Below are 23,685 nucleotides of genomic sequence, written 5' to 3' on the forward strand. Positions count from 1 at the left end.
CCGAAGGCCAACCGGCTAGCGGTTGGCCTTCGGGTCGAGCGCGTCACGCAGGCCGTCGCCGAAGAGGTTGAAGGCGAGGACCATCAGGAAGATCGCGGTGCCCGGGATGAACATGTACATCGGGTCGTACTCGTAGTACTGGACGGCGTCGGAGAGCAGCCGGCCCCACGAGGGAGTGGGCGGCAGCACGCCGACACCGAGGAACGACAGCGCGGCCTCGAAGAGGATGTTCGTCGGGATGACCAGCGTCGAGTAGACCAGGATCGGTGCGACCAGGTTGGGCAGCAGCTCCCGGAAGAGGATTCGGCCGGGGCCGGCGCCGATGCTGCGCGAGGCTTCCACGAACTCGCGTTCCCGGAGGGAGAGGGTCTGGCCGCGGATGATCCGTCCTACGTAGGGCCAGCTAAAGAACGCGATGACTCCGATGACGACCCCGATGCGCCAGCCGGAGCTCACCGGGACGACCGAGATCAGGGCGATCGAGAACAGCAGGTAGGGGAAGGCGAGGATCAGGTCCATCAGCCGGCTGATCAGGCTGTCGACGAGCCCGCCGAAATAGCCGGAGACGATGCCCATCACGACGCCGATGGCGACCGCGACGACCGTGGCGGACAGCGCCACGAGCAGCGAGACCCGCGCACCGTAGATGATCTGTGAGAACAGGTCGCGGCCGGTGACCGGCTGGACACCGAACAGGAACTCGCTGCTGATGCCGCCCCAGGTGCCCGGCTCCGGGATGCCGCCGAGGCTCGTGTTGATCTTGTCCTGGTGAAAGTCGTTCACCGGATGCCCGAACGCCTTGTTCAGCAGTGGGGCGAACACCGCGACGAGCACGAGGAACACGATGAAAGCGGCACCCGTGAGCGCGATCTTGTCGCGCTTCAGGCGGGTCCAGGCGATCTGACCGAGTGAGCGACCTTCGATGGCCTTTGCGGGAACACCGGCAGGTGTGGCGGTCGCCTCTTCGACACTCGGCACCTGTTCGTCGCTCTTGGACGTGACGGGTCCCATAGTCATGGGCGTGGTGCCCCTCTCCCCGGCTGCCTGCCCGCCCTGCCAAGCCCGCCAGCGATGGCCGGCGCAGCATGGAGGCGCGCGCGTCGGCCAGACCGGGGCCCGTGGCAGTCAGCAGCCGATCGGCTGTGTCTTCGTGGACTCCTGGTGCCCCATCCGCAGGTTCGGTCCGCGGGCAGAGCATGCACGAAGCCGACGTGGTGTTGTCGCCTTCGTTGGAGGAACCCTGTCTCCCGTTTGGCCGATCGTCAAGGGTCACCCCCCGTCCTGTAACCAAGTCCACGCCGCGCCGTGATGAGGGCGTGATCCAAGGTCAGCGACTTTTGGATCATACACTCCCGAAAGGGGCGAAAAGCTGCTTGATCGTAACGGTGTGATTACGCTGGGTCGCGGATACAAGACGCAAACACCGTCGAGAACGGGCTATCCAGGACGATGGTTGATCGTTTCACACTTAACAGTATGTCCCGGACAGCTCCATGGTGACACAGGGTACTCAAATATCGAAATCAATCACAATTGGCGCATGGTCCGACGGACCCTTGCCCTTGCGTGCCTCGCGGTCGATGTAGGCGGACGTGACCGCGCCGGAAAGCGCCGGACTCGCGTAGACCAGATCGATCCGCATGCCTTTGTCCTGATGGAACATGCCTGCCCGGTAATCCCAGTAGGTGAACGGATTCGGGCCTTTCATCGGTGTGGGCACGATGTCGTCGAGCCCCGCCTCGCGCAGCGCGGCCAGCGCCGCCCGCTCCGGCGCCGTTACATGGGTCGATCCGACGAACGCGGCGGGGTCGAACACGTCGGCGTCGGTCGGCGCGACGTTGAAGTCCCCGCAGACCACGACCGGGGCGGCCGACGCGAGATCCTGGGCCACCGCGGTGCGCAGGCCGCCGAGCCAGGAGAGCTTGTACGTGTAGTGCGCGGACTCCGGGGTCCGGCCGTTGGGCACGTAGACCGACCAGACCCGCACGCCGCCGCACAGCGCGGAGACGGCGCGGGCCTCGATGTGCGGCTGCTCGAACAGGCCCTCCTCGCCCGTGGGCTCGCCGGCCCAGCCCGGGTCGCCGGCAAAGCCGCGGCGCACGTCCTCGAGGCCGGCCCGGGAGAGCAGGGCGACCCCGTTCCACCGGCCCTCGCCGTGGTGGGCGGTCTCGTAGCCGAGCTCGGCCACCTCCTTCGCCGGGAAGGCGTCGGCGGCGACCTTGGTCTCCTGGACACACAGGACGTCGGGGTCGGTCCGGTCCAGCCAGTCCAGCAGGCGCGGGAGGCGGGCCTTGACCGAGTTCACGTTCCAGGTGGCGAGCTTCACGCTGCCTCCGCTCCGCTCCGGCAGCATTCACTGCACTGGGTTCACCGCACTGGGTTCACCGCACTGGGCTCACCGCGCGGTCACGCCTACTGTGCCAGGTTTCAGGCCGACTCGCGCTTCACCAGCTCGGTGGGCAGCAGCAGGATCGGCTCGATCCGCTCGCCGGCCGTCATGCGCAGGACCTGCCGCGCCGCCGTCCGGCCCAGGTCGGTGATCGGCTGGCGGACGGTGGTCAGCGGCGGCTCGGTGTCCCGGGCGAAGTCCATGTCGTCGAAGCCGACCACGGCCACGTCGTCGGGCACCCGCCGGCCGGCCTGCCGTAGCGCCCGTAGCGCACCCTCGGCCATGGCGTCGGAGGCGGCGAACACCGCGTCGAGCGTCGGGTCGTCCGCCAGGAGCCGGCTCATGGCGAGCGCGCCGGACTGCCGGGTGAAGTCGCCGACCGCGACCAGCGATCGCCGGCTCGCGTCCCGCATCGCCGACCGGTAGCCCGTCAAGCGGTCGATCCCGGCGCTCATGGCCTGCGGCCCGGCGATCGTGGCGACCCGCCGCCGGCCGGTGTCGAGCAGGTGGTTGACCGCCGCCCGGGCGGCGGCCGCGTTGTCGACGTCGACGTAGGGCACCGTCGACGGCGTCAGCGGCCGGCCGGCGCGGACCACCGGCACGCCCGCCCGGCTCAGCCGCTCGGGCAACGGGTCGGCGCCGTGCATGGAGAAGACGATCGCGCCGTCGACGTGGCCGCCGGTCGCGTAGCGCTCGGCCCGGTCGTGGCTCGGCCCGGAGGGGCCCACCATCATCAGCACGAGCTGTTTGTCGGCGGCCTCGAGCTCGAGGCTCACGCCGCGGATGACCCCGGAGAAGAAGGGGTCGTCGGAGAAGACCCGGCTCGCGGTCTCGGAGGCGACGAGGGCGATGGAGTCGGTCCGCTGGGTGACGAGGCTGCGCGCGGCCTGGTTGGGCACGTAACCCAGGGCCTCGACGGCGCCCAGCACCTTGTCGCGGATGTGCGGCGCGACGGAGGTCGATCCGTTGACCACCCGGGAGGCGGTCGCGCGCGAGACTCCCGCGCGTTGTGCGACGTTCTCGAGTGTCGGCCGGTCCCGCCCCGACATCACCATTCCGGCGTCCCCCATATCTGTCCGCCGCACCATCATGACCCAAGTGCGGCGAGGTGGAACGCACAGGCGGGGTGGAACACACAACGGGACGGGGATGGAGCGTGCCGCTCCACCGAGGTTGGCGTCCACTCCCTCGCGGCAGCCTGGAGAGCGCTCTCAGGGCCTGATGCGTCCTGGCCGCCGACAAGCTCGAGGTCAATCGCGGAACTGCCTGCGAGCGCTCTCCGGCGTAGGTTGCGGGAACCGCCGGACTCCTATGCGGCCTGGCGCCGCCGGCAGGCCTCGACGTGCGCCGCGACGACGGCCGAGGTGCTCGAACGCACGCAGGCGTCGGCACCGGCTTCGAGCACGTCGACCACGTCCTGGTGGTCGCTGTACGGATCGAGGACCGCCACGATCGCCGCCGCCGGGTGACGCAGGCAGGCCGCCGTCACCGCCTTCGCCCCGGGGGCGTCCAGGACCACGACGTCGGGCTCCGGCACGTCGGCCGCACGGGCATCGGCCCCATGGAGTCCGGAACCGGAGGAGCCGGACCCGTGGAGGTTCCGCTCCTCGCCGGTCGGGAGCTGCCGGCACCGGACCACCCGCCAGTCGCGCGGCAGGTGCCGGGCCAGGTCGCCGAACCGCGACCCGCCGGTCACCAGCAGGACGGTGATCCGGTCGAGGGTCGGCGAGGTGCGCTGGGGGAGGGTCGCGATGTTCATCTTTCATGTATCGCGCCCGGGACTGGGATCCCGCTCCGTGGCGGCTGCGAAAATCCTGGAAAGCAGGCAACCCGACCCCCACCGGGAGTGGTGTGCGTGATCGTGTGGATCAACGGCCCCTTCGGCGTCGGCAAGACCACCCTCACCGCCGAGCTGTGCCGCAGGCAGCCGCGGGCGCGCGCCTTCGACCCGGAGCGCATCGGCTGGGTCCTCAAGCGCACGGTCGGGCTGGTCCGGCAGGGCGACTACCAGGACCTGCCCGCCTGGCGGTCGGCCACCGTGGCCGTGGCCGCGCGGCAGACCCGCGGCGCCGACCCGCTCGTCGTGCCGATGACGGTGCTGCGCCGGGAGCACCTCGACGAGATCTTCGCGGGCCTGCGCTCCCGCGGCCACGAGGTGCGGCACGTGCTCCTCGACGTGTCGGCCCCGGCGCTGGTCGAGCGGATCGAGTCCGACCCGGACCCGGATCCGCAGGGCTGGCGGCTCGACAACCTCGGCACGTACCTCGTCGCCCGGCACGACCTGCGTCGTGGCGGTGCCGTCGTGGACACCGACGACCTGACCGCGGACGAGGTCGCCGACGAGGTCGAGGCGCTGATCCGGCACTGGCGGGACGGGCGGGACGGGCGGGACCGAGGGCCGCGAGTGCCGCCGTGACACCGAGACCGCGCGTGGCGAACGACGCCGCCGCGACCCGCGGTGCGGAGTCGACCGGCCGGGCCGGGGGCGGCCCTGGCCGCCGTGCCGCTGCCCGCGTCCCCCGCCCGGCCTCGCCCAGCACGTGCTCGTCGAGCTGCTCATCGGCTGCTCGTCGAGACGTGTGCGCTCAGCCGGGCGGGGGAGCGGCTCACCTGGGCCCGCAGGGACGTGCCGGCCAGGGAGGTGGGCTCACCGCCCGGGCGTCACCACGGGTACACCTCCAGCTCCCACAGGGAATAGCCCCAGCCGGTGGCGCGGGCGACGCCGGCCATCCGCACGTACCGCGCCGTCACCGGGGCGAAGACCACACTGTCGGTGCCGCCGTTGCCGGCGTCGACCGCCGCCGCGGCCGTCCACGAGCTGCCGTCGCCGGAGACCTCGATGCGGTACCGCGCCGCGTAGGCCGCCTCCCAGCGCAGGATGACGCGCCGGACGGTACGAGCGGATCCGAGATCGACGGTGAACGACTGGTTGTCGCTGCGCCCGCTGGCCCACCGTGTCGCGGGATCGCCGTCGACCGCCGCGCCGGTGGAGTAGCCGGACTGCGTGCTGCTGGCCGACACGCCGCGGCCCAGCGCCAGGTTGGTGATGCCGTCGCCGCGTTTCGCCGGGAACGACACCACCTGCTGGTAGGTCGGCCGGTTCTGCCACGAGATCTTGTCGTGCGTGATCCCGCCGAGCGGCGACTGGACGATGGTGTCCGCGCACCACTGGTCGCCGGCGCCGCAGTGCTTGTCGCCGGGGTAGGTGGTGGCGGCGGGCTCGGCGACGGCCGCCGCGAGCGTCGAGGTCAGCACCTGCCGGCACGTGTCCAGGACGCCGTTGCCGCAGTACGTGCGGCCGAGGCCGCTGCGCACCGGGTCGCCGAGCACCGCGCGGAGGTCCTTGTCGAGGTACCCCCACCAGCCGTACTGGAACGCGGACCCCTTGTGGCTCTGGCTCTGGTTCGGCGAACCGGCGCTCGCCGGGCCGGTGAAGCCGGACGGGGACTCGTCGATCTGCAGCGCGCCGGTGAGCGCGGTGTAGACGTCGTCGCCGAGGCCGGTCCGGAACGTGCCGGAGACGAGCTTCGGCCACCAGGCGTCGAAGATCCGGATCGCGTCCGCGTGCTGGTACACGTGGGAACCCGGCGCCGTCTCGACCCGCTTCGCGCCGGCGGCCTGCCACGCGGCGAGCTTGGCGACCGCCGGGTCGCCCGTGCTGCCGAGGATCCGCAGCAGCTCCGGCAGCAGGCTCTCGGCGCGCAGGTCGGTGACGGCGGCGTCCTCGACGAGCCGCACCACGCCGGCGCGGTCCAGCTTGCCGTTGTTCGCCAGGGCGGCCCGCACCCGCCGGTCGAGCAGGTCGGCCCGGTGCACGGCGCCGAAGCTGAAGTTGCCGTCGGCGGCGCTGAACCCGAGGGCCTGCTTGTTGTTCCAGCTCACGAAGTAGTCCTGGCCGGTCGACTGCGGGTGCTGCGCGGCCGGGGCGTAGTCGGCGGTGTTGGTGTCCGGGTTCCACCCCGACCACTCGTAGGCCGCCTCGGCCTTCGTCGGCAGGTTCGGGTCGGCGCCGGCCTTGCGCACCGGGTTGCTGCCCGAGTTGAAGTACGCGGTGCTCGTCGAGTTGACGTAGAACCAGTTGAACGCGTAGCCGACGTCGGACGCGGAGGCGACGAACTGGGCAGGCGAGCCCATCGCGGCCGGGTCGTTGAACGCCTGGAATCCGATCGCCGAGTCCGCCTCGTGCTGGTAGGTGGAGCGTAGCTCGGTGAACGCGACCGGCCGCCCGCCGACCGTGCCGCGCCACGCGACCAGGCCGTACTTCGTCCGGTAGGCCACCAGCCGGTAGGAGCCGGCGGGCGTGGAGTCCGCGGTCGTCGGGGTCCACGCGTTGGTACGGGTGAGCTGCTCCATCGCCGTGCACCGCCCGCGGAACAGGTAAGCCTCGGAGGCGAGCGTCGCCGCCGAGCCGTCCAGGTTGCACAGCGGCACCGCGTAGGTGTCGGTGATGTCCTGCTCGGCGGAGGTCGCGCTCCACGCGTAGTCCTGGCCCCGCCCGAGCAGCACGTAGAGGTTCAGGCCGGCGAACGCGGCACCGTGCGCGCTGATCCCAGGGCCCTGGAGCTCCTGGAGCATCAGCAACTGCGGCGAGAAGTACCCGGTCTGCGGCCCGAACACGGCGATCGGGTTGCCCGTCGCCGAGTGCGCCGCGTCGACCACGACCGCGTTGGACATCCCGCGCTTCGTCGCCGCGCCGGGCTTGACCCCGGCGGTGGTCGTCGCCGAGCCCGTCGGGTTGAACACGACCGGCTGCGCGGTCACCGAGCCCGGGTCCGGCAGGGCCACGCCGGCCGCGTTCGGATCCGCCGAGCCGTACGGGAAGGTCTGTCCGTTATGGAGGGTGAGCGTCGCCTCCTCGTCGTTCTGCGCACGGAAGGCCGCCCACAGCCGGTCGCCCTCGGCGACGCCGTAGCGGGCCCGCGCGGTCACCCGGACCAGCGCCGACTCGACCTCGCCACCGCCTCCGCCGCCGAACAGGCCGCCGACGACCCCGGCGATCGCGATCAGGTCGGTCATCTGGAACGACTCCGGCCCGCCCGCGTTGGTGACCGCGTCGAGGTGGCCGGACAGCACGTACTCACCGGGGCAGTTGCGCGCCGACATGCACGCCGCGATATAGGCGTTGATCCCGGCGATGTAGTTCTGGACGTCGGTGTAGAGCTGCGTGCCGCGCGGCCCTTTCGCCTGGAGCGCGGCGACCTGCGCCTGGAGGTCGGCCTCGGTGTAGGGGGAACTGCGCCAGACCGACTGCTCCAGCTCGCGGTTGCCGGGCGCGCCGCCGGCGAACGGGGTCAACTGCCCGCGTCCGACCCGCCGCAGCAGATCCATGACGAACAGCCGGTCCTCGGCACCGGCGTACCCGGCGCCGAACATCGTCCCGGCCCGCGTCGTGCCGGTCACGTGCGGCACGCCGAGGCTCTTGTCCCGCACGATCGTGACGTCGGCGCGGGGGCTGTAGCTGCGTTCCACCTGGCCGGCCGGCACGCCGTACGAGGCGCTGTTGTAGAACCGGTCGATCTGCTCGGTGGTGAGACCGGTGTAGGCCGAGACGAGGTTCGCGTACTTGCCGAGCTGGTCCGACGAGTGCCTCGGACGGGACCCGACGGACTGGTGGGCCAGGATGTCGGCGAGCGTGGCGTTGCCGTTCTGTCCCGGCGGCAGGATCTCGTCGCACTCGTCGAGGCAGTAGTCGTTCGCGGGCAGGACGGCCGCCTGGGCGGCGGTCCGGTCGAGGACGGGCGGCGCCACCAGCGCGCCGGCGGTGAGGAGGAGCGCCACGATGGCGCGTCCGAGGGCAGGTCTGACGACGGATCGGGACATGGCGGATCCCTTCCGGGGGTTGCGAGCCAACATGAAAATGACTCGGATTACTGGATGGTAACAACGACACGGGTCACTGGATAGAGGTTCAGAAGGGCGGCCCGGGCCACCTCCTACTAGGCTTCGTGGGTGCTCGTGGTCCACGCGCTCTGGGCGTCTCCCGTCGGCTCGCCCCAGGGCTCGCTCCAGGGCCGGCTCTGCCTCTGGGCCGAGGACCCCGGTCTTCCGCCGCCGCGCACCGCCGGGCGTGGATCAGGGCGCCGGACCGGGGCGGCCCCGCATCCGTTCGCGGTGCGCGGGCTGCGGCTCGACGACGGTGCCGGGGAGTCCGCGGTCCGCACCCTGCGCCTGCCGACCCGCGGCGGGTTGCCGGAGGTGTCCCCGTCGGCCGTGACGGCGCTCGACCCGCCCGCCGGTGCCGCCCGGCCGCGGCTGGAGGACTGGGCGGTCGAGACCGCCGAATACCGCCCGGACGACGCGTTCGGCCTGCTCCGGTCGGCCCTGGCCCGGCTGGACGCGGACGGCGAGTTCGTCTGCGCCGACTCGACACGCTGGTTCACGTCGGTCGCCGGGTTCGCCGCCGGCCTGGTCGCCCGTGGCCGTCTGCTGCCCGGCCTGGCCCGGTCCGGCGGTCCGGGTGGAGCACGCGGACCGGGCGGGGAACGCGGTTCGAGCGGGGAACGCGGACCGGGCGGGAAACGCGGACCAGGCGGGAAACGCGGACCGGGCGGAGCACGGGGCCGGACCGAGGCCAGGGCCGAGGCTCGCTGGCTTCCCGTGCTCACCGGCCGGGACGCCGCCTACGCCCGCTCGCTCGCTCTCGCCATGCCGCAGGCCGTCCTCGCCGCCGAGCCGGAGGCCACGCGCGCGGCGACCCTGACCGACATCCTCGACACGCTGGTCGACGCGGCCGCCCGGGCGGCGCTGCCGGCCGCCCGCCACCGCGTCGCCGGCGCCGCCGGCATCTGGCTCACCGCGCTCACCGGCACCGACCGGCACCTGCACGACGTGCCGGACACCGAGGTCGCGGCGCTGCGGGCCGAGCTCGACGCCTGGCAGGCCGACGCCGTCGGCGGGACGGTCCGGGCCTGCTTCACGCTCGTCGAGCCGCCCGAGCCCGCCGAGCCGGGGGAGGCGACCGGGACCGGCGAGCGGCAGTGGCGGCTGGAGTTCGCGCTCCAGGCCGCCGACGAGCCCAGCCTCGTCGTCGGCGCGGAACGGGTCTGGCGGTCCCGCGGCGCGTTGAAGGCCCTGCAACGGCACATCCCCGCGCCGCAGGAGACGCTACTGGCCGAACTGGGCCGGGCGAGCCGGCTCTACCCGGCGCTGGAGGACGCGCTGCGGACCGCGCGCCCGTCCGCGCTCACGCTCGACGCGGCCGGCGCGCACCGGCTGCTCAGCGAGAGCGCGCCGCTGCTGGCCGCCGCCGGGTTCGGCGTGCTGCTGCCCGGCTGGTGGCGCCGTCCGTCCGCCCGCCTCGGCGTGCGGCTCACCGCGCGCGGCTCGTCGACGACCGCCCCGGGCACCGTCGCCGCCGCGAGCGGGATCGGCCTCGACGCCGTCGTCGACTACCGGTGGGAGCTGGCGATCGGCGACGAGCCGCTGACCGAGGACGAACTGCGCCGCCTCACCGACCTCAAGGCGCCGCTGGTCAAGCTCCGTGGTCAGTGGGTCGAGCTCGACCCGCGACGGCTCGCGGCCGGGCTCGAGATCATCCGGCGGCAGGCCGCCGAGCCCGGTGCCGGGGACGCCATGACGGTGGCGGACCTGCTGCACGTCGCCGGCGGCGCCGACGGCGGGCCCGGCGGCCTGCCGATCGTCGAGGTCACCGCGGACGGCTGGCTCGGGGACCTGCTCTGCGGGGACACGGAGCTGCGGGTCCGCCCGGTCGAGGTGCCCGACGGGTTCCGGGGAGCGCTCAGGCCGTACCAGCGACGGGGGTTGAACTGGCTGGGCTTCCTCGAATCCGCCGGGCTCGGCGGCATCCTCGCCGACGACATGGGCCTGGGCAAGACGGTGCAACTGCTGGCGCTGCTGGCCGGGAAGGCGCCCGGGCCGACGCTGCTGGTGTGCCCGATGTCGCTCGTCGGCAACTGGCAGCGGGAGGCCGCGAAGTTCGCGCCGGACCTGCGGGTGCACGTCCATCACGGCGCCGAACGGGCGCGGGGCGCCGACTTCCGGGCCGCCGTCGCCGCGGCCGATCTCGTCATCACCACCTACTCGATCGCCGCCCGCGACGCCGCCGCGCTGAAGGCCATGCACTGGCACCGGCTGGTGCTCGACGAGGCGCAGGCGGTCAAGAACGCGGCCACGAAGCAGGCGGTCGCGGTGCGGCAGTTGCCCGCCCGGCACCGGATCGCGGTGACCGGCACGCCGGTCGAGAACCGGCTCGCCGACCTGTGGTCGATCATGGACTTCGCGAACCCGGGCCTGCTCGGCACGGCCCGCAGGTTCAAGGAGACCTACGCGGAGCCGGTCGAGCGGCACGGCGACGAGGAGGCCGCCGCGCGGCTGCGCCGGATCACCCAGCCGTTCGTGCTGCGGCGGCTCAAGACCGACCGGGGCATCATCTCCGACCTGCCGGAGAAGCTGGAGATGGACGTCCTGTGCAACCTGACGCGGGAGCAGGCGTCGCTGTACCAGGCGGTCGTCGACGACATGCTCGCCCGCATCGAGCGCAGCGAGGGCATCGAGCGCCGGGGGCTGGTCCTGGCCACCATGACCCGGCTCAAGCAGGTCTGCAACCACCCGGCGCACGCACTGCGCGACGGCAGCCGCCTGGCCGGGCGCAGCGGCAAGCTCGCCCGCCTCGAGGAGATCCTCGACGAGGTCCTCGCGGCCGGCGAACGGGCGCTGGTCTTCACGCAGTACGCGGAGTTCGGCGGCATGCTGCGCGCCCACCTCTCGGCACGGTTCGGCCGGGAGGTCGCGTTCCTGCACGGCGGCCTGCCGAAGGCGTCCCGCGACGCGCTGGTGGCGCGGTTCCAGTCGGCCGACGCGGCGGCGCCGCCGCTGTTCGTCCTGTCCCTGAAGGCGGGCGGCACCGGGCTCACGCTGACCGCCGCCAACCACGTCATCCACGTCGACCGGTGGTGGAACCCGGCGGTCGAGGACCAGGCGACCGACCGGGCGTTCCGCATCGGCCAGCGGCGGGCGGTCCAGGTCCGCAAGTTCGTCACGGCCGGCACCGTCGAGGAGAAGATCGCCGCGATGATCCGGGACAAGCGCGGCCTGGCGGCGAAGATCGTCGGTGCCGGCGAGCAGTGGCTGACCGAGCTGTCCACCGCCGAGCTCCGCTCGCTGCTGGCCCTGGAAGCCGGCGCGGTCGTCGAATAACGGTCGTCGAATAACGGTCGAGCCGTGCGATCGCCGGTCCACCCCGGTGTCGCGCTGCCGGACAGTGACGCCCAGTCGAGCGGCCTGGCGGCGGATTGCGGCGGACCGTGTGCCGGCCGGCACCCTCGGCGGCGACGCCTCCGAGGCGCGCGCCCGAATTGTCGGTCGTGTTCGGTTGGCAGGGGCTGTCGGGCTGCGTCACCGAGCCGGGTGATGTCGGCGCGGGTAGACTGCCGGGGTGTTCGTGATCACGCTGAGCTACCTGGTTGCGATCGACCGCATCGACGAGGCCATGGACGCCCACCGGGAGTGGCTGGACGGGCAGTACGAGGACGGGGTCTTCCTGGCCTCCGGCGCCCAGGTGCCGCGCACCGGCGGGATCATCCTCGCGGCCGGACTGGAGCGGCCCGAGCTCGAGGCGCGGCTCGCCCTCGACCCGTTCCGGCAGAAGGGGCTCGCCGCATACACGATCGTGGAGTTCGAGCCCCGCAAGGTGGCCCCCGGCCTGGAGCGGCTCCAGTCTTGACCCGGCCGGACCACTGGGGCAACCGCACCCTCCGCGTCGAGGGCGGCATCCGGGCGCGCAGCACCCGCGGCGCGATCGGGTCGAGTTGGTGGTCCAAGCGCTTCCTGGCGGTGCTCGAGTCGTTCGCGCTGGGGACCAGGCTGACGCGGGGCCGCAACTATGCCCGGGCGGGCCAGGTGCTCACCCTGGACATCGCGCCCGGCGCGGTCGAGGCGACCGTGCAGGGATCCCGCCCGAGGCCGTACGAGGCACGGATCGGCCTCGCCGTCTTCCCCGGCGACGTGTGGGCGCGCGTCGAGGCGGCCCTCGCGGCCGAGGCCCTCGGCGCGGCCAAGCTGCTCGCCGGGGAGCTGCCGCCGCACGTCGAGGACGTGTTCACCGCCGCCGGAGCGCCGCTGTTCCCGGCGCGGATCACCGATCTCGGCCTGCACTGCTCGTGTCCGGACTCCGCGGTGCCGTGCAAGCACCTGGCGGCCACCTTCTACCTGCTCGCCGAGCGCTTCGACGCCGACCCGTTCCAGATCCTGCTGTGGCGCGGCCGGGCCCGCGACGCGCTGCTGGCCAACCTGCGCGAGCTGCGCACCGGCGCCGATCCGGCCGCGCCGGCACAAGCGGTCGCGCCACCGCGGGCGGCGCCACCGCCCACCGGGACAGCGCGGGCCCTGGCCGAGCTCACCGAGCCTGAGGTGGAGCTGGAGCGGTTCTGGGTGCCGCCGGTGCCGGTCACCGACCCGGAGCCGGTCGCGGTGGCCGAGCGCGACCTGCTCCTGCGGCAGTTGCCCGCCCCGGGTCCGGCCCTCGGCGGCCCAGAGTTGCTCCGCGTCCTGCGCTCCTGGTACCGCTGAGCCCAGTCAGCGCGTGGCGACCGGGAACGCCACGGCGGACACCGCGTCCGGCGGGCCGCCGGCCGGTCCGGACCTGCCGTAGCGGCCGCCGCCGCGAGCATCACGACCGCGAGCAGTGCGACACCGGATGCCGGCCGCGCGCCGGACGGCGCCTCAGCCGCCCTCGGTCGCGGTGACTCCGGTGCTGCACGGCGTGCCGGGCTCCAGGGTCGCGGTCTGCCGGTACCGCTCGACGAAGTCGTCGATGCGTCTGTCGTCCACAGAGGACACCTGGAGCTGGTACCCCCACGCCTGCAACGACACCTTGGCGAGTTGGCCCGGGTAGGGACTGAGGAGCAGGTAGTCGTTGCCCCGCACCCGCGTGGCGAGCTTCTCCACGTCGGACGACGGCAGGCCCGGCTGGTAGGTGATCCAGACGGCGCCGTGCTCGAGGCTGTGCACCGCGTTGCCGTTGTCGATCGGCGCGGTGTAGACGTCACCCTTACACTGCTGCCACACCGGATGGTGCGGGCCGCCGGCCGGCGGGGTCATCGGATAGGTGATGTCCTCCTCCTGCGGCCGGTGGTCGCGGGAGAGCCAGTCCGGGTGGTCCTTGCGGTAGTCGACGAGCCCCGGGATCGAGCTGGAGCCGGGCAGCGGCGTGTCGTCGTCACGGAGGAACCAGAAGACACCGACGATCCCGGCGACGCAGAGCAGCGCGAGCACACCGACGATGCTGACGAGTGCGACGACGAGCCCGCGGTTGCCCTGCTTCGGCGGCTGGGCCCCGGGCGCCGCATACCCGGGCGGCTGGAGTCCCACCGGCTGGAATCCCGGTGGCTGGAATCCCGGTGGCTGGAGTCCGGGCGGTTGGAGTCCCGCCGGCTGGGACCCGGGCGCCCCATACCCCGGCGGCTGCGGCCCGGGCGGCGGGAACCCTTGCGGTGCGGGCGGGGGCGGCGGGAACTGCGGATTCGGTTCCTGCGGCGGATACGGGCCCGTCATGTGCCCGACCCTACCGGAATGTGAGGGATGCGGCTGCCGGGTGGGTTCCGGCAGGCCCGAGCCACCCGGCACAAAAGCCACCCCGGCACAAATGCCGGGGTGGCTCAAACCTGCCGGGGTGGCTCGGCCGGATCGGCTCGCCGCGCAGGGCGCCGCGGACCGAGCTGTACCGGACGTCGCTGGGCCGTCGTCCCCGGCGTTCAGCGCCGGAGCGCGAGCCGGAGAGCGTTGTCGATGGCCCTGCGGTAGGGTCGCCGCATGCCTGCCGAGTGCGCGATCGACGACTGCGGGGTGCTGGCGATCGGGCGCTGCCGGGAGTGCGGCCGCGCCTTCTGCATGTCACACCAGGCACACAACGAGGTCACCGGCGAGGGGTATCCGGCGCTGTGCCTGCCGTGCCTCGCCCGGCGGCGGCAGGTGCCGGTGGCCGCCGCGCCGGTCGACCAGGACCGGCAGTGGCTCGCCTCCGGGCAGGCCGTCCTGGACCTCTACGCCGCCGGGATCGCGCCGCTGCCGATCGTCGAGCAGCGCGTCCGCTGGGTGCCGCAGCGGTTCGGCCGGCAGCGGCAGGAGATCGACGAGGTCGAGGTCGGCGGACTGTGGGTGGTCGGGAAGTTCGCCTGGACCGAGATGCAGGAGATCCCGGAGACGCGCGACTGGACGACCGGACTGCTGGCCCACCCCGGCGGCGGCTATCCGGTGTCGATGGTGGCGCGGGCCGTCACCCGCTGCCGAGTGAGCGACGGCATCGCCACGCTGGTGCGCGACGCGCCCTACGGCGATAGCTGGACACAGCTCGAGCGCAAGGAGATCCCGCGCATCGCCAAAGCGGTGCGGGACCTCATCGGGGCTCGCCGAGCTTCCTGAGCGCGTCCAGGTATCTCGCCGGCACCAGGTTGGGCGCGTCGCCCCGGAAGGCGGCGTCGACCTCGGCGTCGTCCGCCAGCCGGCCCGAGGTCGCGACCACCTCGTCGGCCAGCGCGCGCACGATCGGGGCGTCGCGCCAGTCCGGGTGCTCGGCCAGCAGACGGAGCGCGACCAGTGACTCCTCGATCTCGCCCACGCACTCGAAGGGCTTGTGGGCCGTCAGGCCCATCAGCTCGCGGTACCCCTCGAGCTGGGAGAGATCCGTGAAGATGTCGGTGCCGAAGATACCCACCAGGCGCTCCCGGCCGGTGAACGGGGCGAGCGCCAGGAACACGAACCGGCACTTCGGGCAGTGGCCGCACCAGCGCTCGCTCGCGTCGCGTTGCTTGAAGGCCGCGTTGCAGCTCGTGACGACCGCGTCATAGGTGGTGAACTTCGCGAACAGCGCGGCGATGTGCAGCTCGGACAGGCCGCGCAGCAGCGAGAAATACGCCTCCTGGAGGCCGGCGTGGGCGAGCAGCGCGTCGCGGAGGTGCGCCTCCGCGGGCAGCCCCTTGGACCACTGGTGGTTGATGTCCCGGCCGAGCCAGCCGAGGTTGGGCACCGAGGCCGAGCTCTCGTTCGACATGACGACCGGGCCGAGGCCGTGCATCAGCGAGGTGGCGACGGCGATCAGCGAGTTGATCGCGGTGACCGGGATGTGGCCGTTGTACGCCCCTGCCGCGTTGAGCTCGCGCATCCGCGGGTCGAGCGTGCGCCGGACGGTGCGGACCGGCTGCGGCGAGACCGCCATGACGCCGCGGATGATCGCGTTGGGGTTGATGGCGAAGAGCACGGGGTCGAGCCCGCCGTACTGCAACGCCTCCATGCTGACGATCGAGTCCTTGCCGCCGCCGACCGCCGACAGCGGCGGGCCCGACGGCTCGTGGATCTCGGCCGGCGGCTCCGCGAAGGGGCCCGGCACGATCGGCAGGTCGAGGACGTGGGGAAGGTCGTTGCGATAGGCGAACTCGCCGAGCCCTTCGCGGAAGAGCGCCGTCACCCAGGGCAGCGCCTTCTCGGCGAGGGGGAAGCCCAGCTCGACCCGGCGCGGCGCGGCGATCTTGTAGTAGGAGGTCGACGCGGCGACGTGGAGCAGGTCGAGCACCCGGTCGAGGGCCGGGTGGATCACGGACGGCGGACCGAAGTCGACCGTCTCCGTGAGCACGAGGTTACCGAGCGCGTAGTGGAAGCGGGCCGTGCCCGTCGCCGGGTCGAACTCCCGGCCCGGAAAGCGCAGTGCCTCGATCTGCTCCCGCCCGTTCACCTGTGCAGCCTCCAGTGTCTCGACCGATCGCCACTCGACCGATCGCCAATGGTAGCCGCCGCCGGAACGCGGCCAGCACCTTCGTCATCGGCGCGACACAGGAGGGGTCCGGAGGGGCCGCACACGGCGGGTCTGCCACGTCAGGGGAGCGCGGCCGTGCCACGCTCCCGGGGGCGTCGATGCCGGTGCGGCTCACACCGGCAGCAGCGACGAGTCCGACTCGGTGAGGGTCACGACGTCGCTCGGCAGCGGCTGGTAGATCCGCCGCAGGAGGGCCGGGTCGCAGACGCTCGCCACGGTGGCGAACACCGCCCGGGCGACGCGCTCGGCGTCGGCCGGCGACACCTTCGCCCGCGCGGCCACGTCAGCCCGGAAGTCCAGGTGGACCTCCTGGTCGTACAGGTGCTGATAGGACCAGAGCGGCTCGGCCAGCGTCGGCGGCAGCTCCGCGGCCAGGTGGTGCACCCAGCCGTCCGGCAGCCGGTTCGCCAGGGCGTGCAGCACTCCGCGCACCGCGCGGCGGGCGTCTTCGGCGCCAGGGAGTCCGGTCTTCTCGCGTACCTCCGCGATGAACACGTCTTCGTACATGCCGCGAACGCTGCCGGGCGCGTAGGTGAGCGGCCATCACTCGCGCAGGACGGGCGGCACCGCCCGGCCCGGCCCGGCCGCCGGTCATCCGGTCCGGGTGGCACCGTGTCACCCGCACTCCTTCCAGCATGGCTGCGTACACCGATCGTTCCGCGGCTCCATCGCTGCCCCACCGTTGGGAGACGCACGATGACACTCTTGGTCAGCCGCCCCCGCCGCCCGCTCGGCGTGTTCCCGTCCCTGACCACCCCCGGGTACGGCACCGGGTTCGGCGCGGGACTCGGCATCTCGGGCACCGGTCAGGTCCCGGTCGACATCGAGGAGACCGAGGACGCGTTCCTGATCGACCTGGACCTGCCGAACGTGCGAGCCGACGACCTGCGGATCGAGCTGCGGGACAACGAGATCCGGGTCTTCGGCAAGCACGCCGAGAAGCCCCGCACCGGGACGCTGCGCCACCACGCGCGCCGCACCGGCGAGTTCGAGTTCCTCATCGCGCTGCCCGGCGACGTGGACCCGGACGGGGTCGACGCCGAGCTGGACAACGGCGTGCTGTCGATCCGGGCGCCGAAGGTCCATGAGGCCCTGGCGCGGCGGATCGAGGTGCACCAGCGCAAGACGATCAGCGGCGATCCGTCGGCCCGGCCCGCCGGCTCCCCGGTGCAGCCGAGCAGCCAGCCGGGCGGGCAAGCGGGCGGTCAGGCAGGTGGGCAAGCGGGCGGTCAGGCAGGTGGTCAGGCAGGTGGTCAGGCAGGTGGTCAGGCGGGTGGTCAGGCGGGTGGGCTGGGCGGCTCCGGCTCCGGTGCTCCCGGTGGGGCGAGCACCCCGGCGGCGCAGGCGAAGCAGATGAAAGAGGGCCAGTCCCGGCCCGGCTCCGCGGGATGGCAGATCGGCTCCAGCGGCACCGGCAGCAGCGGTACCGGGCAGGTCGGCCGCAGCTCCATGGCGTGAGGCCGCCATCTGCCGGGCGCACACGGGCACGTGACTTCGGTGCTCGACTGTGTGCACGACCGCCGGGTGACTGCCGGTGCCCGGACACGGACGGTGTCGGACACGTGCGGCGGGAGGTCGCAGATGCCGGTTGAGATCCGTGACTACTACGCAGTCCTCGGTGTCCGCCGCGACGCGAACGCCGAGGAGATCCAGCGCGCATACCGGACCCTGGCCCGTCGCCACCACCCCGACGTCAACCGGGAGCCGGGTGCCGAGGAGCGGTTCAAGGAGATCAGCGAGGCGTACCACGTCCTGTCGAACCCGCGCAGCCGCCGCAAGTACGACCGGTTCGGCGCCGGGTGGCGGCAGGCGCCCGACGACGCCGGCTCACGCGGCACCGGGCGGCGGCAGGCACCGCCGCCCAGGTCCACAGTGGACATCGATCTGGAGGATCTGCTCGGCAGCCTGTTCGGCGGGCGGTTCGGGGGCGGCTTCCGCGGCTACCAGAGCGGCGGGCTCGGCTCCACGCCGGTGCCGGGCGCGGACACCCAGGCGGAACTGACGATCAGCGTCGAGGACGCGTACCTCGGCGGTCGGCGCCGGATCACGATGCCGGGCCCGGCCGGGCGGCCACGGCAGTACGGCGTGGACATCCCGGCCGGCGTCGTCGAAGGCCAGCGGATTCGGCTGGCCGGGCAGGGTGCGGCCGGGGCGCGGGGCGGCCGCCCCGGCGATCTGTACCTGGTGGTGCACCTGGCGCCGCACCCGCGGTACAAGGTGGAAGGGCGTGACGTGATGGTGGATCTGCCGGTGAGCCCGTGGGAGGCGGCTCTTGGCGCGGTGGTTCCGGTCGGTACGCCGGGCGGCGACGTCCGCCTGGAGGTACCGACCGGGTCGTCGTCCGGGAGGAGGCTGCGGCTGCGCGGGCAAGGCGTGCCGAACCCGCGAGGCACCCCCGGCGACCTGTTCGCCGAGGTACGGATCGTGGTGCCGGGCAGCCTGTCCCGGCGGGAGCGGCAGCTCTTCGAGGAACTGGCCGCCGAGTCGACCTTCGACCCACGCGAGGCGGGACGGGGTGCGCCATGACCTATGCGCTCGCGCCGCTGCCGTACCTCTCCCTTGAACGTTTCGCCGAGATGGCCGGCCTGCACCCGGAGATGGTGCACCGGCTGGTCGCGCTCGGCCTGGTGGAGCCCGCCGTGGACGTGCACGGTGAGCAGTGGTTCACGGTGACCCAGTTGACGACCGTGGCCCGCGTCCGGCGCCTCCACGCCGGGCTCCCCCTCAACTACGCCGCCGTGGGCGTGGTGCTCGACCTGCTCGACCGCATCGACGAGCTGGAGGACCGCCTGCGGCGGTCGTGAGCGGTCCTTCGGCGTTCTGACTTTCTCATCCGGCAAGGAGGACGTGATGCTGAGAAGAGAAGCGTGGTTGCTGGGTATCCGCGGGGTGCTCGCCATCGTGTTCGGCATCCTCGCGGTGGTGTGGCCCGGGGTCACGGTCATCGCGCTGGCCCTGCTGTTCGGCGTCTTCGCGATCGTCACCGGCGTCGAGCAGTTGGTGCACGCGATGCGCCCCGCGACCGGCCCGTCGAACCCGGTGACCGGCTTCGCCGACGGCAAGGGGCCGCGGATCGCCCGGGCGGTCGCCGGGGTCGTGGGCATCGTCGTCGGGATCATGGCGATCGTGTGGCCGGGCATCACCGCGGTGGCGCTGGCCATCCTGGTCGGTGTCTGGGCGGTACTGATCGGCCTGTCCGACCTGTGGCTGGCGACCCGCCAGCACGGGGGCTGGTCGCTGGCCCTCATCGGCGCGATCGCCATCGTCGCCGGCCTGTTCATCATGGTGCGCCCCACGGCCGGCGCGCTGGCCATCGCGTGGGCGATCGGCGTCTACGCCATCATCAGCGGTATCCTGCTCCTGGTGGCCGCCTACCAGCTATCCCACCAGGGCTCCGGCCGTGGCCGGATGGCCGCCGCGCACTGAGAAAGCGCGGCTCGGGGCACCCCGGTCTCGTGGGAGACGTGGGCGTGGACGATGCGCCAGCCGGCGGGGCGACGGACCAGGTCTGGGACTGCCGCCCCGTCCGGTCCTCCCGTTCGGGGTGGTCGGCCCTCGTTGCGACGGCGGTGAGACGGTCGCCAGGGCGATGCGGCACTTGCCGGTCGCGAGCCGTCGGATCGTGGTGCGCACCGGCCGGCGGCCGTCGAATTCCATGACCTTCATCCGGTCGCACCGGCCCGGCCGCGCTCAACGTCATCGACGTCACACGGATGGCCGAGACTGGCCATACCGGGGGCAGAAAGTGTCGGACCGGGGCGGTAGCCTGCTGGACATGACGCAGCCACCGTATGGATCTGAGCCATACTCATCGAATCCGTATGGCCAGCCAAGTCCGTACGAGCAGCCGTCGCCGTATGGACAGCCGTCGCCATATGCGCAACCGCAATACGGGCAACCCGCGTTACCGTCGACCCAGCCTCCAATGTCGGCGCCGCCCTCGTCGGCCCCGCCGGGCTCGGGCGTACCGTATTCGCCGGCCTACCAGGTCCCGGTCTCCGGCGTGCCGACCTCGGGCGGCTACGACCCGTATGGGCAGGCCGCCTACGCGCAGCCGGCCTACGGCGTGCCCGTCGCGGTGGGCGCACCGGCGTACGACCCGGTGACCGGCCAGCCGTATTCGGACAAGAACAAGCTCGTCGCCGGCCTCCTCCAGTTGCTGCCGAGTCTGTTCTTCCTCCTGGGCGGCATCGGCCGGCTCTACGCTGGCAACATCGCGCTCGGCGTGACCCAGTTGGTCCTCAGCGTGGTCGTCGGCTGGGTCGCCTTCGTGTGCGGCTTCTTCCTGTTCATCCCGTTTCTCGTCTCCGGCGGCCTGTGGCTCTGGTTCGTCATCGACGGCATCATGATGCTCGCCGGCCGCCCGGTCGACGGCGAGGGCCGCCCGCTCCGCCCCAACTGATCCGTCGCCGGTCCTCGCCGGTCCTCGCGTTCAGCGGCCCCGTCGGCGGTGCGGCAGCATCTCCGGCGGGCCGAAGAGCCTGTGCCCGACCACGCGGCCCAGGTGGACGTGCTCCACCGGCCCGCCGGTCGGGGCAACGTTGCCGTCCGATCGCGGGGCCGCCGGAAGCCCACACCCCGGACAGTCCACGAGTCTTGGCCCGGACCGACAATTCGGGCGCGTGGCTCGGAGGTGTTGCCGCCGGGATGCGCCGGCCGCCGCCGTTCAGCCGCCGTTCCGCCCGGGTCCATGATCATGGGAAAGATGTGGCTGCCCCGATAGCCGGATCTTTCCCATGATCATGGAGTTGCCCGGCCCGGAACGCGCCGTCCCGGGTCCAGTGGCGACGACGAGCGACCTGACACCACCCACGCGACTGTGCGTCACTATCCGTTGCGCAACATCAGGGTGTACGGATGGCCGCACGGCTTACTTCGCGGCCTTGCGTCGGGGCGACCTGAAGCTTCTGGATCATGACTGTCCGTGCCCGCAGCTCCACGAACCGGCTCGACCTGGCGTCCATCCAGCGTCTGGCTCGACCTGGCTGGCTCGACCTGGCTGGCCCGACCTGGCCGGCCCGACCTGGCCGGGCGTGGCGGTGTGGAGAGAGAAGTCGTGGCAGGCGGGCCGTGGTGGCTCAGGGGTAGCGGGGGAGGCGGATGCCGCGGATCGACGCGTCCAGGACCTGGGCTGTGTGGGCCAGGCGGATCTTGCCGCCCGCTCGGGTCACGCCTGCGGAGATCTGCATCAGGCAGCCGGGGTTGGCGGTCACCAGCACCTCGGCGCCGGTGGTCAGGACGTTGTGCGCCTTGCGGTCGGCCAGCTCCGCGGCCGGTTCCGCGTTCAGGATGTTCCACACCCCCGCCGACCCGCAACATATCTCGCCGTCGGGGATCTCGCGCAACCGCAGGTCGGGGACGGCGCGCAGCAAGGTCCGCGGCTGGGCTCGCACGCCCTGGGCGTGGGCAAGATGGCAGGCGTCGTGATAGGCCACCGTCAACGGTAGTGGGTGGCGAGGGGCTACCGGGCCCAGGTCGGTGAGGATCTCGGAGAGGTCGCGTACCCGCGACGCCAGGTCCGCCGCCCGCGCCGAGTATGCCGGATCGCCCGCCAGCAGCGTCCCGATCTCCTTCAGCGACGAACCGCAGCCTGCCGCGTTCACCACCAGCGCGTCCACGCCGGCCGTGGCGAACGTGTCGATGACCGACCGCGCGAACCGTACCGCCTCGTCGTGTCGTCCATTGTGGACGCTCAGGGCGCCGCAGCAGCCCTGGTCCGGCGGCACGACCACGTCGCAGCCCTCGGCGGCCAGCACCCGGGCGGTGGCGGCGTTCACCGACGGGAAGAACGCGTCCTGCACGCACCCGGTCAGCATCCCGACCACCGCACGGCGCGGGCCGACCGCTCGGACCAGCGGGGGCAGCGGAACCGCCCGGCGCACCGGCGGGGCCAGGTCGGTCAGCGTCGCCAGGGTCCTCGGCAGGTAGCGTCGCAAGGGCAGACCCAGCCGCTGGTACGCCCTGAGCGGCACCTTGGCGGCCCGGAGCCGCCGCGGGTAGGGGAACAGGGCGAACACCGCACCCCGCAGCGCCCGCTCCGCCGGGCCGCGGTGCCGGGCCTCCTCGACCTGGACGCGGGTCTGCTCGATCAGCGTGTCGTACCGCACGCCGGAGGGGCAGGCCGTCACGCACGCCATGCAGCCCAGGCACGCGTCGAAGTGGCCGGCCATGGTCGCCGTCAGCGGCTCGCCCTGGGACTCCTGGAGCATGAGCTGGATCCGGCCGCGCGGGGAGTCCATCTCCTCGCCCCACAGCACGTACGTCGGGCAGGTCGGCAGGCAGAATCCACAGTGGACGCAGTCGCTGATCAGCTCGGACCGGGGCCGTTCCTCGGCGGACATCAGATGCCTCCCACGAACCGGCCGGGTGCGAGAGTGCCCGCCGGGTCGAACTGCTCCTTGACCCGGCGCATCAGGTCGAGGCCGTCGACGTGGCCCCAGATGTCGACGCGGGCCCGGATCGCCGGCGGGGCGGTCAGCACGACACAGTGGCCGGCGCCGGCGCGGGTCGCCGCCCGCAGGTCGCTGACCACACCCGCGACGACACCCGGGTCGGTGTCGCCGGGGAGGCCGGCGTAGAGGACTCCGGTGCCCGCCGAGCCGCGCATCCGCAGCGGCACATCGTGCAGCCGGGCGGTGACGCCGGCGGCCGTCAGCAGGTACGGCACCCGGGACAGCGCCGACGTGAGCTTCATGCCGACGTCGCCCGGCTCCCACGGGTGCTCGCCCCAGCCCGGCGGCGGGTCGTCGGACGCGGTGGCGCCGTCGCCGAGCAGCTTCTGGAGGTCGGCGGCGCGCTGGGCGACCCCGGCGGGCACCCCCTCGACCAGCGCGGTCACCGTGAGCGGCGCGGCGCCGGACCGGACCGAGTCGATCTCCAGGGCACTCGGCACGACCTGGGCGCCGAGGACCGCTGACACGGCCCGCCCGGCCTCGTCCGGGCCTTCGACGCAGACCGAGACGAAGCGGCTCGCGGCGGGGAGCGGATGCAGCCGGAACGCGCACTCGGTGATCACGCCGAGGGTGCCGTACGACCCGGCGACGAGCTTGCCCAGGTCGTACCCGGCGACGTTCTTCACGACCTTGCCGCCGGCCCGGGCGACGACGCCGTCGGCGCGGACCACGGTGACGCCGATGAGCAGGTCACGGACGGTGCCGTACAGCATGCGCCGGGGGCCGGACGCGTTGACGGCGACCGTGCCGCCGATCGTGGACCCGGGCAGTGGCTCGTCGAGGGCCAACTGCTGGCCGGCCGGGCGCAGCGCGTCCTGCACCTGGCGCAGCGGGGTGCCGGCCCGGACCACCGCGACAAGGTCACCGGCCGCGTGTTCGACCAGGCCGCACAGCCCGGCGGTCTCCAGGATCAGGTCGAGCCGCTGCGGCGGCAGCGCCCAGTCCTGCCGGGTGCCGCCGCCCCGGACGACCAGCGCCAGGCCGTCCTCCGCGGCACCCTTGACCACGTCGGCCACCTCGGCGGTCGACGAGGGGGTCGCGACGGCGGCGGCGGACACCCCCGCGATCTCCGCTGACAT

The 23,685-nt window shown here is 72.8% G+C and carries 20 protein-coding genes; 10 read left to right on the forward strand and 10 right to left on the reverse strand.

Going from position 1 to position 23,685, the window contains the following annotated elements; all coding sequences use genetic code 11:
- Positions 1-15: 15 nt before the first annotated feature.
- From Drose_RS10875 to Drose_RS10890, 4 genes are all read right to left on the reverse strand, one after another.
- Entirely contained in the window at positions 16-1,017 is a 1,002-nt protein-coding gene (locus Drose_RS10875; protein WP_260728037.1) for an ABC transporter permease, read from the reverse strand.
- Positions 1,018-1,510: 493 nt separating this feature from the next.
- Complete coding sequence (locus Drose_RS10880) at positions 1,511-2,326, reverse strand: exodeoxyribonuclease III (protein ID WP_260728038.1); 816 nt, start codon at positions 2,324-2,326, stop codon at positions 1,511-1,513.
- A gap of 101 nt (positions 2,327-2,427) precedes the next feature.
- A complete protein-coding gene (locus tag Drose_RS10885; RefSeq protein WP_260728039.1) occupies positions 2,428-3,438 on the reverse strand; it encodes a LacI family DNA-binding transcriptional regulator in 1,011 nt (336 codons plus the stop codon).
- 260 nt (positions 3,439-3,698) lie between these two features.
- On the reverse strand, positions 3,699-4,148 hold the full coding sequence (locus Drose_RS10890) for a hypothetical protein (RefSeq protein ID WP_260728040.1): 450 nt from the start codon (positions 4,146-4,148) through the stop codon (positions 3,699-3,701).
- Positions 4,149-4,244: 96 nt separating this feature from the next.
- On the opposite strand from Drose_RS10890, the gene Drose_RS10895 reads away from it, so the two are divergent.
- Positions 4,245-4,805: an AAA family ATPase gene (locus tag Drose_RS10895; RefSeq protein ID WP_260728041.1), complete on the forward strand. Its 561-nt coding sequence runs from the start codon at positions 4,245-4,247 to the stop codon at positions 4,803-4,805.
- A gap of 245 nt (positions 4,806-5,050) precedes the next feature.
- Here the strand turns inward: Drose_RS10895 and Drose_RS10900 are convergent, their stop codons facing one another.
- On the reverse strand, positions 5,051-8,209 hold the full coding sequence (locus Drose_RS10900) for a penicillin acylase family protein (protein WP_260728042.1): 3,159 nt from the start codon (positions 8,207-8,209) through the stop codon (positions 5,051-5,053).
- Between the two features lie 129 nt (positions 8,210-8,338).
- Between Drose_RS10900 and Drose_RS10905 the strand changes: the two genes are divergently transcribed.
- The 3 genes from Drose_RS10905 to Drose_RS10915 all read left to right on the forward strand — a co-directional run bounded on the left by Drose_RS10905 (position 8,339) and on the right by Drose_RS10915 (position 12,916).
- Complete coding sequence (locus Drose_RS10905) at positions 8,339-11,545, forward strand: SNF2-related protein (protein WP_425545115.1); 3,207 nt, start codon at positions 8,339-8,341, stop codon at positions 11,543-11,545.
- Positions 11,546-11,783: 238 nt separating this feature from the next.
- Complete coding sequence (locus Drose_RS10910; RefSeq protein ID WP_260728043.1) at positions 11,784-12,071, forward strand: YciI family protein; 288 nt, start codon at positions 11,784-11,786, stop codon at positions 12,069-12,071.
- The gene (locus Drose_RS10915) at positions 12,068-12,916 is read left to right on the forward strand and encodes an SWIM zinc finger family protein (RefSeq protein ID WP_260728044.1); all 849 of its coding nucleotides are present in this window, start codon (positions 12,068-12,070) and stop codon (positions 12,914-12,916) included. The genes Drose_RS10910 and Drose_RS10915 overlap by 4 nt, the downstream gene beginning before the upstream one ends.
- A gap of 153 nt (positions 12,917-13,069) precedes the next feature.
- Here the strand turns inward: Drose_RS10915 and Drose_RS10920 are convergent, their stop codons facing one another.
- Positions 13,070-13,900: a DUF3105 domain-containing protein gene (locus Drose_RS10920; RefSeq protein WP_260728045.1), complete on the reverse strand. Its 831-nt coding sequence runs from the start codon at positions 13,898-13,900 to the stop codon at positions 13,070-13,072.
- A gap of 258 nt (positions 13,901-14,158) precedes the next feature.
- On the opposite strand from Drose_RS10920, the gene Drose_RS10925 reads away from it, so the two are divergent.
- On the forward strand, positions 14,159-14,767 hold the full coding sequence (locus Drose_RS10925) for an AN1-type zinc finger domain-containing protein (protein WP_260728046.1): 609 nt from the start codon (positions 14,159-14,161) through the stop codon (positions 14,765-14,767).
- Here the strand turns inward: Drose_RS10925 and Drose_RS10930 are convergent.
- The gene (locus tag Drose_RS10930; protein ID WP_260728047.1) at positions 14,742-16,073 is read right to left on the reverse strand and encodes a hypothetical protein; all 1,332 of its coding nucleotides are present in this window, start codon (positions 16,071-16,073) and stop codon (positions 14,742-14,744) included. The two genes, Drose_RS10925 and Drose_RS10930, sit on opposite strands and share 26 nt — an antisense overlap.
- A 192-nt stretch (positions 16,074-16,265) precedes the next feature.
- Entirely contained in the window at positions 16,266-16,661 is a 396-nt protein-coding gene (locus Drose_RS10935; protein WP_260728048.1) for a DUF2267 domain-containing protein, read from the reverse strand.
- A gap of 189 nt (positions 16,662-16,850) precedes the next feature.
- Here Drose_RS10935 and Drose_RS10940 point away from each other — a divergent pair, with 189 nt between their 5' ends.
- The 5 genes from Drose_RS10940 (at position 16,851) to Drose_RS10960 (ending at position 20,556) form a co-directional block, all read left to right on the forward strand.
- Complete coding sequence (locus Drose_RS10940; RefSeq protein ID WP_260728049.1) at positions 16,851-17,612, forward strand: Hsp20/alpha crystallin family protein; 762 nt, start codon at positions 16,851-16,853, stop codon at positions 17,610-17,612.
- A 123-nt stretch (positions 17,613-17,735) separates the two neighbouring features.
- Positions 17,736-18,680, forward strand: coding sequence for a DnaJ C-terminal domain-containing protein (locus tag Drose_RS10945; RefSeq protein ID WP_260728050.1), 945 nt, complete (start codon positions 17,736-17,738; stop codon positions 18,678-18,680).
- Positions 18,677-18,958, forward strand: a complete 282-nt coding sequence (locus Drose_RS10950; RefSeq protein WP_260728051.1) for a chaperone modulator CbpM — start codon at positions 18,677-18,679, stop codon at positions 18,956-18,958. The genes Drose_RS10945 and Drose_RS10950 overlap by 4 nt, the downstream gene beginning before the upstream one ends.
- Positions 18,959-19,004: 46 nt before the next feature.
- The gene (locus tag Drose_RS10955) at positions 19,005-19,580 is read left to right on the forward strand and encodes an HdeD family acid-resistance protein (protein WP_260728052.1); all 576 of its coding nucleotides are present in this window, start codon (positions 19,005-19,007) and stop codon (positions 19,578-19,580) included.
- Between the two features lie 499 nt (positions 19,581-20,079).
- Positions 20,080-20,556, forward strand: a complete 477-nt coding sequence (locus Drose_RS10960; protein WP_260728053.1) for a TM2 domain-containing protein — start codon at positions 20,080-20,082, stop codon at positions 20,554-20,556.
- A gap of 676 nt (positions 20,557-21,232) precedes the next feature.
- Here the strand turns inward: Drose_RS10960 and Drose_RS10965 are convergent.
- Both Drose_RS10965 and Drose_RS10970 read right to left on the reverse strand, forming a co-directional pair.
- Positions 21,233-22,495: a (Fe-S)-binding protein gene (locus Drose_RS10965; RefSeq protein ID WP_260728054.1), complete on the reverse strand. Its 1,263-nt coding sequence runs from the start codon at positions 22,493-22,495 to the stop codon at positions 21,233-21,235.
- Positions 22,495-23,685 (reverse strand): FAD-binding oxidoreductase, encoded by a 1,191-nt coding sequence (locus tag Drose_RS10970; RefSeq protein ID WP_260728055.1) that lies wholly within the window; start codon positions 23,683-23,685, stop codon positions 22,495-22,497. Before Drose_RS10970 ends, Drose_RS10965 begins: the two co-directional genes overlap by 1 nt.

Origin of the sequence: Dactylosporangium roseum, from assembly GCF_025264685.1 — a bacterium.
GTDB lineage: Bacteria > Actinomycetota > Actinomycetes > Mycobacteriales > Micromonosporaceae > Dactylosporangium > Dactylosporangium roseum.